This is a genomic window from Microbispora sp. NPDC004025 (assembly GCF_053604425.1).
The window spans coordinates 1-12713 of sequence record NZ_JBSGHN010000032.1 but is presented as its reverse complement, the minus strand read 5'-3'; the positions used below and the strand labels follow the sequence as shown (position 1 = coordinate 12713).

Genomic DNA, 12713 nt, shown 5'->3' with positions numbered 1-12713 from the left:
AACACCCCCCTGCCCCACCTCCACCTCCACGACCTGCCCGCCACCCCCCACCACACCACCACCAACACCTCCAAATTCGACCTGTCGATCTACCTGAGCGAACTGCCACAGGACGGCGAGCGGCAGGACTCCGACGAGGCCGAAGTGGGCTTAAGCGGAATAATCGAGTACGCCACCGATCTGTTCGACGGGGCGACGATCGAGGCTCTGCTGCGCCGGTTGCAGCGGATGCTGGCGGCGGTGGTCGCCGATCCTGAGGTGCGGTTGTCGCAGGTGGACATCCTCGACCCGGGCGAGGGACAGCCGATCGGCGCCGACACCGACCACGTGCCCGCACCGGAAACCTTCCCCGCCCTGTTCACCCGCCAGGTCACCGCCACCCCACACGCGACCGCCCTGATCCACCCCGGCGGATCACTCACCTACACCCAGCTGGACACCCACGCCGCCCGCCTGGCCACACTCCTAAGGGAACATGGCGCCGGACCCGGCCACCTCATCGCCATCGCCCTGCCCCGCGGAGCGGATCTGGTGCTGGCCATCCTGGCGACCCTCAAAGCAGGAGCCGCCTACCTCCCCCTGGACGTGCGCTACCCCGCCGAGCGCCTGCAGTACATGCTCGACGACGCCACCCCCACACTCCTGCTCACCACACACGACGCGCTACCGGACGGCATCGACACCGGCGACGTCCGCTGCCTGACCCTCGACGACCTCCACCGCAACCTTCAGGACGTCGAGCCCCTCGAAGGGGTCGCCTGCCGGATCGACGACCCCGCCTACGTCATCTACACCTCCGGCTCCACCGGCCGCCCCAAGGGAGTAGTGGTCACCCACCGCGGCATCAGCGCCCTGGCCCACACCCAACACCAGCGCCTCACCCCCGGAATCGGCAGCCGCGTTCTACAGTTCGCCTCACCCAGCTTCGACGCCGCCTTCTGGGAACTCACCACCGCACTCCTGTCCGGCGCCGCCCTGGTGACCACACCCGAAGACCACCTCACCCCCGGCACCGCCCTGGCCACCACCATCGACCACCACCACATCACCCACACCCTCCTGCCCCCCTCCGCCCTCACCGCCATGACCGACCACCCCCTGACAACCATCACCCACCTCATCTCCGGCGGAGAAGCCTGCACCCCCCAAGTCATCGACCACTGGGCACCCGGACGCCACCTCCTCAACGCCTACGGCCCCACCGAAACCACCGTCTGCGCCACCACCAGCCACCCCCTCACCCCCGGCCAACCCCCCACCCTCGGACCCCCCGTCACCGCAACCACCCTCCACCTCCTCGACCCATGGCTCACCCCTGTGCCTGCCGGAACACCCGGAGAGCTCTACATCACCGGACCATCCCTGGCCCGCGGCTACCTCCGACGAAGCGGACTGACAGCAGAACGCTTCATCGCCAACCCCTACGGCCCACCCGGAACACGCCTCTACCGCACCGGAGACCTCGCCCGCCGAACCACCAACGGACACCTCGAATACCTCGGACGCACCGACCACCAAGTCAAAATCCGCGGATACCGGGTCGAGCCGGGTGAGATCGAGGCCGCACTGCTGGAACACCCCGCCGTCGCGCAGGCGGCCGTGATCGCCCGCGACGGCCGCGGCACCGACGCCGGCAAGCATCTGGTCGCCTACCTCACCCCAGCCCAGGCTGGAAGCGAAGACACCGGCCTCGACCACGCCGTCGTACGCACGTTCCTGTCCGCCCGGCTGCCCCACTACATGATCCCGTCAGCCGTCGTCGTGCTGGAGCAGCTGCCGCTGACGGTGAACGGCAAGCTGGACCGCGCGGCGTTGCCCGAACCCCACCTCACCGCCGGCGCCCAGTACCGCGCCCCCAGCACCGCGCGGGAGGAGATCCTGTGCGGCCTGTTCGCCGAAGTCCTCGGCATCGACCGAGCCGGCATGGACGACGACTTCTTCGACCTGGGCGGCCACTCCCTGCTCGCCACCCGACTGACCAGCCGCATCCGCGCCGTACTCGACGCCGAAGTCCCCGTCCGCGCCGTCTTCGAAACCCCCACCCCCGCCGGACTCATCCGCCACCTCGACGCCCAGGCACCCTCCCGCTCCCACCTGACCACCCGCAGGCGCCCCCACCCCCTGCCGCTGTCGTTCGCCCAGCGCCGCCTGTGGTTCCTCCACCACCTCGAAGGCCCCAGCCCGACCTACAACATCCCCCTGGTCCTCCGCCTCACCGGCGACCTCGACCCCGAAGCCCTCGCGACGGCACTCAACGACGTGGTGAGCCGGCATGAAACCCTGCGCACCGTCTTCCCCGACATCGACGGCATCCCCCACCAGCACATCCTCGACCAAGCCCACGTTGAGCTGGTCACGATCGAGGCCGACCCCGAGCAACTGACCGGGCTGATCCGCGAGACGGTCCGCCACACCTTCGACCTGACGCAGGAAATCCCCGTCAAGGCCTGGCTGTTCACCATGACCTCCGCCGCCTCATCGCCGTCTGGCGACTGCCAGGAAGCGGCGAAGGAACACCTCCTGACCGTGGTGGTGCATCACATCGCCGGGGACGGGTGGTCACTGCGCCCGCTGGCCGCCGACCTGGCGACCGCGTATGCCGCCCGGTGTCAGGGGCAGGCCCCCGCGTGGGAGCCGCTGCCGGTCCAGTACGCCGACTACACCTTGTGGCAGCACGACCTGCTGGGCGACCCCGACGACCCCAACAACCTGCAGGCCCGCCAGCTGGCCTACTGGACCACCACCCTGACCGGCCTGCCCGAACAACTCCCCCTGCCCGCCGACCGGCCCCGCCCCCCGGTCGCCACCCACCGCGGCCACACCACGAGCTTCACCATCGACCCCGCCACCCACCACGGCCTCAACCACCTGGCCCGCACCCACCACGCCAGCCTGTTCATGGTCATCCACGCCGCCCTCGCCGCGACCCTGACCCGCATCGGCGCCGGCACCGACATCCCCATCGGCTCCCCCATCGCCGGCCGCACCGACCACGCCCTCGACCACCTCATCGGCTTCTTCGTCAACACCCTGGTCCTACGCACCGACACCAGCGGCGACCCCACCTTCACCGAACTCCTCAACCGCGTCCGCACCACCGACCTGGCCGCCTACACCCACCAAGACCTCCCCTTCGAACGCCTCGTCGAAGTCCTCGCCCCCACCCGCACCCCCGCACACCACCCCCTCTTCCAGGTCGCCCTGGCACTGCAGAACACCCCTCACAGCGCCTTCGAACTCCCCGGCCTCCAAGTCCACACCGAGCAGATCGGCACTGGCACGTCCAAGTTCGACCTCTCGGTCTACCTGTGGGAGAAACCGCAGGACTCCGGCGAGACCGTTGGGGGCTTGAGTGGAGTCGTGGAGTACGCCACCGATCTGTTCGACGGGGCCACGATCGAGGCTCTCCTGCGCAGGTTCGAACGCCTGCTCTCCGCCGTCGTGACCGACCCGGAGGTGCGGTTGTCGCAGGTGGACATCCTCGACCCGGGTGAGGGACAGCCGATCGGGGCCGACACCGACCACGTGCCCGCACCGGAGACCTTCCCCGCCTTGTTCGCCCGGCAGGTCGCCGCCACCCCACACGCGACCGCCCTGATCCACCCCGGCGGATCACTCACCTACACCCAGCTCGACACCCAAGCCGCCCGCCTGGCCACACTCCTAAGGGAACATGGCGCCGGACCCGGCCACCTCATCGCCATCGCCCTGCCCCGCGGAGCGGATCTGGTGCTGGCCATCCTGGCGACCCTCAAAGCAGGAGCCGCCTACCTCCCCCTGGACGTGCGCTACCCCGCCGAGCGCCTGCAGTACATGCTCGACGACGCCACCCCCACACTCCTGCTCACCACACACGACGGCCTCCCCCACGAGGTGCACACCGGCCACACCCCCTGCCTGCGACTCGATGATCCCGACCTGCGACAGCGCATCACCAACAGCCAACCGCTCGACCAAGCACCCTGCCGGATCGACGACCCCGCCTACGTCATCTACACCTCCGGCTCCACCGGCCGCCCCAAGGGAGTAGTGGTCACCCACCGCGGCATCAGCGCCCTGGCCCACACCCAACACCAGCGCCTCACCCCCACTGTCGGCAGCCGCGTTCTGCAGTTCGCCTCACCCAGCTTCGACGCCGCCTTCTGGGAACTCACCACCGCACTCCTGTCCGGCGCCGCCCTGGTCACCACACCCGAAGACCACCTCACCCCCGGCACCGCCCTGGCCACCACCATCGACCACCACCACATCACCCACACCCTCCTGCCCCCCTCCGCCCTCACCGCCATGACCGACCACCCCCTGACAACCATCACCCACCTCATCTCCGGCGGAGAAGCCTGCACCCCCCAGGTCATCGACCACTGGGCACCCGGACGCCACCTCCTCAACGCCTACGGCCCCACCGAAACCACCGTCTGCGCCACCACGAGCCACCCCCTGTCACCCGGCCAACCCCCCACCCTCGGATCCGCCGTCACCGCCGGCAGTCTGCTGCTCCTCGACCACCACCTCACTCCTGTGCCTGCCGGAACACCCGGAGAGCTCTACATCACCGGACCATCCCTGGCCCGCGGCTACCTCGGACGAAGCGGACTGACAGCAGAACGCTTCATCGCCAACCCGTTCGGTCCGCCGGGGTCGCGCATGTATCGCACCGGAGACCTCGCCCGCCGAACCACCAACGGACACCTCGAATACCTCGGACGCACCGACCACCAAGTCAAAATCCGCGGATACCGCATCGAACTCGGCGAAATCGAAGCCGCACTCCTGCAACACCCCGGCATCACCCAAGCAGCCGCCACCATGCGAGAAGACCGCCCCGGAGACAAACGCCTGGTCGCCTACGTCGTCCCCGCTTCCGACACCGAGCACCACGTGGCTCCTGCCCCCCACGAACCGCCGGACGACCCGGCGGATGAGGATGTGGAGCAGTGGCGGCAGGTGTACGACACGTTGTACGCGTCCCGGGTGGATCACGAACTGGGTGAGGACTTCAGCGGTTGGAACAGCAGTTACGACGGTGACCCGATTCCGCTGGACGAGATGCGGGAATGGCGGGACGCCACCGTCGAGCGCATCCTCTCGCTGCGACCCCGGCGGGTTCTCGAGCTCGGGGTCGGCAGCGGCCTGCTGCTGGGCCACCTGGCCGGCCGCTGTGAGACGTACTGGGCGACCGACTTCTCCGCCCCGGTGATCGCCCGGCTGGAAGAGCAGGTAGCACGGCGGGAAGACCTGCGGGAGCGGGTGCGGCTGCGCTGTCAGGGCGCCGACGACCTCGACGGTCTCCCGGCAGGGTTCTTCGACACGATCGTGCTGAACTCTGTGATCCAGTACTTCCCCGGCGTCGACTACCTCATGAGGGTGCTCCAAGGAGCGCTCGACCTGCTGGCGCCCGGCGGGCGGATCTTCGTGGGCGACGTGCGCAACCTGCGGCTGGCGCGTTGTTTCCAGACCGCGATCCAGCTCCACCGGGTCCGGGGCGGCAACGCCGATCAGGCGGCGGTCCGCCGTGCGATCGAGCAGGGCATGGTGCTGGAGAAGGAGCTGATGGTCGATCCGGCGTTGTTCGAGGTGCTCAGTGACGATCTCACCGGGGTCGGCGCTGTCGACGTGCGGGTCAAGCGGGGCCGTCACGACAACGAACTGACCCGGTACCGCTACGACGCGGTCGTGCACAAGGCGCCGGTGAAAGGGATCAGCGCCGCTCAGCTCCCGGCACTGGCTTGGGGCGAGTCGCCGGCCGAGCTCTGGTCGCTGAGGGAGCGTCTGCTCCGGGACCGGCCTCGGAGCGTACGGGTGACCGGGGTGCCGAACGCCCGTATCGCGGGTGAGATGGCGGCCATGCGGACACTCACCGGGCAGGGCACGCTGTCGAAGGCCCTGGAGCGTCTGGGCGGCGAGGGCCGTCCTGCCGCAGTGACGGTGGAGGAGCTGAGGGAGATCGGCGACGAGCTGGGTTACCACGTCGCCGTCACCTGGTCGGCGCGCGGAGACGATCGCGTCGACGTCGTGTTCACCACCGCGAACGACGACGAGGTCTGGCCCGTGGTGGACATGCGAGGCATGACGACGCCGGGCTCGGGGAGCACGCCGTCCGCGTACGTCAACAACCCATCGGCTCCGGCGCGGATCAGCGGGATCGTCCGCGAGGTGCGGCAGCGGTTGGCGCGTGTGCTGCCCGAATACATGGTGCCGTCCGCGTTGGTGGTCCTGGACCGCCTGCCGCTGACCCCCAACGGCAAGCTGAACCGGCAGGCGCTGCCCGCACCGGAGTTCCGCGGAGAGGGATACCGGGCGCCGCGGACACCGCGGGAGGAGACCTTGTGCGGCCTGTTCTCCGAGGTACTCGGACTCGACCGCGTCGGCGTCGACGACGACTTCTTCGAGATGGGCGGCCACTCGCTGCTGGCCACCCGCCTGACCAGCCGCATCCGCGCCGTGCTGGACGCGGAGGTGCCCGTGCGTGCGGTCTTCGAAGCGCCGACGGTGGCACGGCTGGCCCTGTACCTGGATCGCGCCGCAGAAACGGCCGGCGTCGACGTCGTTCTGGCGCTTCGTACGACCGGAGGCAAAGCGCCGGTCTTCTTCCTTCCTCCGGCAAGTGGAATCAGCTGGAGTTACGCGAAACTGCTGCCCTACATCCCGGCGGAGCATCCGGTGTTCGCTCTCCAGGATCCCCGCCTCTCGAATCCCGGGAAGTGGTACGACTCCCTGCGCGACATGGCGGACGGATATGTCGCCCACATCCGGTCGAGGCAGCCGACCGGGCCCTACATCCTCGCGGGGTGGTCGTTCGGGGGGATGCTGGCGCATGCCATCGCCGGCCGGCTCCAGGACAAGGGCCACGACGTCGCCCTGGTGGCGGTGATCGACGCCTTCCCCGCCGCCGAAGGGGCCATCGATCGCGAGGCCCTGCCGACCAGGGAGGAGGCCGAGGACGAGATCTCCCGGCTGATCCGGCAGGAGGTCGGCCTCATGGGGTGGGACGACGTGGCGGACGACTCCACCGGACCGTCACTTCAGAAGTCGGCGTCGGAGGCCATGCTGGGCAACACCTCCGCCTACCTCCGACACGTTCCCGGAGTCTTCCACGGTGATCTTCTCGTCTTCGTGGCGGGCATCAAGGAAGAGGATCAGAAGTGGCAGGTTCCGGCCTCCTGGGAGCCCTATGTCACGGGCGAGATCGAGGCGGTCCGCGTCGACAGCGACCACATGCGGATGCTGGATCCGATTCCTGCCCGGGTGATCGGCACGAAGCTGGCTGAGAGGATTCGAGCGTTGAACTCCGACGGCTCCTGACGGCCCGCCCGCGTCGCCCGCCTGGCGGGCGACGCCGCCCGCCCCCGACACGGCCGTACGGTCAGGAGGGATAGCCGTAGCGGCCGTGGAGGCGGACGAAGCGGGCCAGCGTGAGGACCTGGCGGGGTTCGAGGCCGATGACGGTGCGTTCGAACAGCACGACCTCCTCCCGGCCGCCGGTGCCGATCGGCTGCACCAGACGGCCGCCGAGCCGCAACTGCTCGACCAGTGGCGCGGGGACCGTGGGAAAGGCCGCCGAGACGATGACGGCGTCGTAGGGGGCGCGATCGGGCATTCCCTGGCCGCCGTCGCCGACGAGCACCTCCGCGTTGCGGATGCCCTGCCGGGCGAGGTTGCGCCGTGCCGCGCGCACGAGGTCGGGCCACAGGTCGACGCCGACCACCTCGGCGGCGAGACGGGCGAGCAGCGCGGTCTGGTACCCGAGGCCGCTGCCGACCTCCAGCACGCGCTCCCGGCCGGTGAGCTCGAGTCCCTCGATCATCATCGCCGACAGCGAGGGCTGGGTGGTCACCTGCCCGTGCGCGATCGGGATCGGCACGTCCTCGTACGCGTGGGCGACATGTTCGGCGGGGACGAAACCGGCCCTCGGGGTCGAGCGCACCGCCTGGAGCAGGTGCTCGTCACGGACGCCCGCCGCCCGGACGGCCCGGACGAGGTCTTCGGGACAGGCGGCTGCGGTCACGTCCACCACGCTCACGATCGACGGCGAGCGGCGCCGTCCCCCACCCGCGGCCCGCTCACCCCGTGTGATGCCCCCTCAGCCGGACCGGAACCCGACGACGCCCGCGGGTGCCGTGCCCGCCGCGCCGGGGCCGCATGTCACAGGGAGTCCGCGAGGGGCAACTCGACGACGAAACACGCGCCGCCGCTGCCGGAGTCCTCCACCCACACGGCTCCGCGGTGTCCTCCGACGAGCTCCCGGGTGATGGCGAGGCCGAGCCCTGTGCCCGAGTCGTCCTGCGCCGGGGGACCCTTGAGCCGGACCAGCCGCTCGAATATCCGCTCCCTCTCCTCCTCCGGAATGCCCGGGCCGTCATCCGACACCGCCAGTCGTGCGACACCGCCCTCGCGGCCGACTTCGACGTGGACGTGGTGTCTGGCGTGCCGCTGGGCGTTGTCCAGCAGGTTGGTCAGGATCTCGCACAGCTGGGAGCGGATGACCTCGACCGGCACGCCGGGAACGGACTCCACCTGCACCGGGATGGGGTCGGATCGGTCGGCGACCTCCTGCCTGACCAGCTCGCACAGATCGAGCCGTTCCCATCGCACCTGCGAGGAGCGGCTGCGGGCGATCAGGAGCAGGTTGTTCGCCAGCGCCTCCAGGCGGTCGACTCCGCGGAGCACCTCGTGAAGCACACGGCGACCGGGCTCGCCCGGCTGGGCGAGCGCCTCCTCCACCGTGACACGTATCCCGGCCAGCGGAGAGCGGATTTCATGCGCGATGGTGGAGGCGAACCGGCGCTCGCGATCCAGCATCTCCAGGCTGACGTTGATGTTGCCGACCAGTTGGTCCACCTGCGTCGGGTCCCGCCGCCGGGCGATCTGGCCGTACTCGTTCCCGACGTTGATCTCGGCGAGATCGCCGGAGATGACGCCCAGACGATGCAGCAGCCGATGGATCACGACCGTGCCGACGACCAGGGCGGCCGGCACGGAGAGCCAGTTCCACAACCGTCTCCATGCGACGGTGCCCCTCGTAGGCGCCGCCCCGTAGAACCGTCTGCCCCGCCTCGGCACATCCCCAGGATATTCCGCAGACGGCTCCGACAGGCGCGACAAGCCCGGCACAACACAACAATCCCCGCATAGCGCGGCAAATCCGGCAAGCGGCCGGCGGCGCCGGTGTCAGCTCTCGAAGGTCACCTCCGCCGTGCCGACGGTTCCGGCGCGACGGCCGGGGGCGCTCTGGTACTGCCAGTAGAGGTTGGTGTGCGCGATCACCTGCTCAGGAGCCGGCGCGCCGTACGCCGTGAGGTCCTCGGTGGTGTGCGCGTCGCCGACCAGCGTCACGTCGTAGCCCCGGACGAAGGCGCCGTGGAGGGTCGAGCGGATGCACGCGTCGGTCTGGGCGCCCGTGACGACGAGCCGGCCCACCCCGCGCTCGGCGAGCAGCGCCTCCAGCTCGGTGTCCTCGAACGAGTCGCCGTACCTCTTGTGGACGAGCGGCTCCGCGTCGCGACGGACCAGCTCCGGCACGTACTGCCAGTTCTCGCTGTCCCGCTTGAGATCGTGGTCGTCGGAGTGCTGCACCCAGATCACCGGCACGTCCTCCGCGCGTGCCTTGCCGACCAGGGTGTCGATGTTCGCGATCACCGTGTCGCGGTTGGGGGCGCCTGCCACCACGCCGTTCTGCACATCGATGACCAGCAGCGCGGCGTTCGGGCGATCAGCCAGCGTCGTCATGGGGTCCCCGTTCTCGTCACGGATCCTGTCGGCCCAACCATAGATCGCGGCACCGACAATCTCGGGCCTCCCCCATGCACCCCAAATTGGAGTGCTAAATACCGATTTGCTAGCGTCGAGGCGTGCGGTTGACGAAGTTCACGGACCTGGCCCTGCGCGTCACCATGCGCCTGGCGGTCCTGGAGCCCGGGGCGTCGCTCACCACCCGCCAGGTGGCCGAGGCGATGGCGATCCCCTACAACCACACCGCCAAGGCCATCGCCCGCCTGCAGCACCTCGGCGTCGTGGAGGCCCGCCGGGGCCGTGGGGGCGGCCTGGAGCTGACCGGCTTCGGCCGTACGGCGTCGATCGGCTGGCTGGTCCGCGAACTGGAGGGAGAGGAGGAGGTCGTCACCTGCGAGGGGGAGACCCCTTGCCCACTGCGGGCCGCCTGCAGCCTACGCGCCGCACTGCGCTCGGCGCAGCAGGCCTTCTACGCCTCCCTCGACCCGATCACTGTGGACCAACTGGTCGCCTCGCCGTCGAGGCCGGTGCTGCTCACTCTCACCTGACCCGCGCGAACAGCAAGATGCGGGCAGGACCACGGCGTTTAATTTGCGTCTTACATACCAATTTGGAGGAAGCCATGCTCTCCCCGGAGTCGGCCGCGACCGTCCGCGCCACCCTGCCTGTGATCGCGGCCGCGATCCAGGACATCACCGCGCGTTTCTACGACACGATGTTCGCCGACAACCCCGAGCTGCTGCGGGACCTGTTCAACCGGGGAAACCAGGCCAACGGCGAGCAGCGCGTCGCGCTGGCCGGGTCGATCGCCGCGTTCGCGACCGCGCTGGTGCAGCGCCCCGGCGAGCTGCCCGGCACCATGCTGTCGAGGATCGCCAACAAGCACGCCTCCCTCGGCGTCACCGAGGAGCAGTACGCCGTGGTGCACAAGTATCTGTTCGGCGCCATCGGCGAGGTGCTGGGCGGCGCCGTCACGCCCGAGGTCGCCCAGGCGTGGGACGAGGTCTACTGGCTCATGGCCGAGACGCTGATCGGCCTGGAGCGCGACCTCTACCGCGAGTCCGGGGGCTGGACCCGGGCCACGGTGGTCGAGCGGCGCGACGAGACGCCGGACGTGGTCTCCTTCCTCCTGCGCCCGGACACCCCGGCGTCCTTCCGGCCGGGCCAGTACGTCAGCGTCCAGGTGACACTGCCCGACGGGGCGCGGCAGATCCGGCAGTACAGCCTGTCGAACGCCCCGGAGCGCGGCGACCGGCGGATCACGGTGAAGCGGGTGCGCGGCGAGGGCGCCCCCGAGGGCGAGGTCTCCGCCTGGCTGCACGAGCATGTACGGCCCGGTGACGTGCTCGCGGTCTCCGCGCCCTTCGGCGACCTGACCCTGCCCGAGGGGGACGGGCCGCTGCTGCTCGCCTCGGCCGGGATCGGGGTCACCCCCGTGCTGTCCATGCTCGACCATCTCGCCGCCACCGGGTCGGACCGGCGGGTCGTGGTCGTGCACGCCGACCGCTCCCCGGACGCCCATGTCCACCGCGAGGAGCTCGCGGACCTGGTCGCGGCGCTGCCCGGCGCCACCCTGCATCGGTGGTACGAGGACCTGCCGGCCGGGCACGCGGGCGAGCCGGCGGTCGCGGCGGGACTGGCCGACCTGTCGGCGATCGACCTGCCCGAGGGCGTCGTGGCCTGCCTGTGCGGGCCGCTGCCGTTCATGCGGGCCGTACGCGCGCAGTTGGTCGAGCGCGGTGTGCCCGCCTCCGGCATCCACTACGAGGTGTTCGGCCCCGACCTGTGGATCGCGGCCGCCTGATCCGGCGTCCGGCCCGCCGCTCGCACGCGGCGGGCCGGACCGCCGGGGATTGCGTCAGCGCAGCAGGCCGACGCCGGCGTAGCCGTCGACCCCGGGAATCCTGGGCAGCTTCGGCTCGTCGGGCTCGGGCCGCCACTCCTCGGTCACGACGAGACCCGGCTCCACCAGGTCGAACCCGTCGAAGAACCGCAGCAGTTCCGCGTGGGTCCGCGGGGTGACCGCCCCGGCGGAGGTGCCCTTGTACAGCTCGCGTCCCTCGCGGATCTTCTCCTCGTCGAGGTCGCCGTACGACAGGTGGCTGATGGCCATCGCACTTCCGGGGGCGAGCCGGTCGCGCAGCGTGCCGACGATGCGCTCGGCGTCATCGGTGCCGGGGATGAAGTGCAGCACGGCCACCATGAGCAGGCCCACCGGCTTGCCGAAATCGATGTGCTCGGTGACGCGGGGGTCGCCGAGGATGGCCTCGGGCTCGCGCAGGTCGCCGTCCACGACGATCGTCTGGGCGTTGTCGGCCAGCAGGGCCCGGCCGTGGGCGAGCACGATCGGGTCGTTGTCGACGTAGACGACGCGCGAGTCGGGGGCTTCGCCGAGCGCGACCTGGTGGACGTTCTCCTGCGTCGGGAGCCCGGCGCCGATGTCGAGGAACTGGCGGATGCCCTCACGGGCCATGAGGGTCACCGCACGGCGGATGAAGCGCCTGTTGGTCCGCACGCCCTCGCGCGCGTTCGGAGTCAGCTCGATGAGCTTCTCGGCCGCCACCCGGTCGACGGCGAAGTTGTCCTTGCCGCCGAGGAGATAGTCGTAGATCCGGGCGACGCTGGGGACCGTCACGTCGATCCCCGGCGGGCCCTGCTCCTTGTTCATTTGTCCTGCCCTGGTGCGCTCGTACGTTGATCACAACGTAGCTGATTAATCAGGATTCGGCGCATCAAAAGGGGAATTGACCGGCACGCGCCGGGGCACGGCCGGTCAATCCGGGCAGGTGCCTGTCAATCCCCCACCGGGCGCTCTCCCCTGGGGGTGCCGGCGACCAGGATGTCGACCGGGCCGGTGGTCGCGGGGCGGGCGGTGACGGGGGCGGCGACGACCGGGTCGGCGATGAAGTCCCGCATCCAGTGGAAGCTGGCCTTCGGCGTGCGCACCTGGGTGTCGTAGTCCACGTGCACGATGCCGAACC

General features: G+C 70.1%; 8 protein-coding genes. 3 read left to right on the top strand and 5 right to left on the bottom strand.

The annotated features are described in order from the left end of the window. Positions 1–144 precede the first annotated feature (144 nt). Positions 145–7305, top strand: a complete 7161-nt coding sequence (locus tag ACWEQG_RS38775) for an amino acid adenylation domain-containing protein (RefSeq protein ID WP_452292610.1) — start codon at positions 145–147, stop codon at positions 7303–7305. A 61-nt stretch (positions 7306–7366) separates the two neighbouring features. On the opposite strand, the gene ACWEQG_RS38770 is transcribed toward ACWEQG_RS38775, so the two are convergent. The 3 genes from ACWEQG_RS38770 to ACWEQG_RS38760 all read right to left on the bottom strand — a co-directional run bounded on the left by ACWEQG_RS38770 (position 7367) and on the right by ACWEQG_RS38760 (position 9729). Beyond that, positions 7367–8014, bottom strand: coding sequence for a protein-L-isoaspartate(D-aspartate) O-methyltransferase (locus tag ACWEQG_RS38770; RefSeq protein WP_452292608.1), 648 nt, complete (start codon positions 8012–8014; stop codon positions 7367–7369). 131 nt (positions 8015–8145) lie between these two features. After that, positions 8146–8997, bottom strand: a complete 852-nt coding sequence (locus tag ACWEQG_RS38765; RefSeq protein WP_452292606.1) for a sensor histidine kinase — start codon at positions 8995–8997, stop codon at positions 8146–8148. Between the two features lie 174 nt (positions 8998–9171). Then, positions 9172–9729, bottom strand: a complete 558-nt coding sequence (locus ACWEQG_RS38760; RefSeq protein ID WP_452292604.1) for a cysteine hydrolase family protein — start codon at positions 9727–9729, stop codon at positions 9172–9174. A 122-nt stretch (positions 9730–9851) separates the two neighbouring features. On the opposite strand from ACWEQG_RS38760, the gene ACWEQG_RS38755 reads away from it, so the two are divergent. Both ACWEQG_RS38755 and ACWEQG_RS38750 read left to right on the top strand, forming a co-directional pair. Continuing rightward, the gene (locus ACWEQG_RS38755) at positions 9852–10280 is read left to right on the top strand and encodes an RrF2 family transcriptional regulator (RefSeq protein WP_452292602.1); all 429 of its coding nucleotides are present in this window, start codon (positions 9852–9854) and stop codon (positions 10278–10280) included. Positions 10281–10354: 74 nt separating this feature from the next. Continuing rightward, entirely contained in the window at positions 10355–11536 is a 1182-nt protein-coding gene (locus tag ACWEQG_RS38750; protein WP_452292600.1) for a globin domain-containing protein, read from the top strand. Positions 11537–11590: 54 nt separating this feature from the next. On the opposite strand, the gene ACWEQG_RS38745 is transcribed toward ACWEQG_RS38750, so the two are convergent. Further along, complete coding sequence (locus ACWEQG_RS38745) at positions 11591–12400, bottom strand: SAM-dependent methyltransferase (protein WP_452292598.1); 810 nt, start codon at positions 12398–12400, stop codon at positions 11591–11593. A gap of 125 nt (positions 12401–12525) precedes the next feature. After that, a partial coding sequence (locus ACWEQG_RS38740; protein WP_452292597.1) for a hypothetical protein occupies positions 12526–12713 on the bottom strand: 188 nt, incomplete at its 5' end.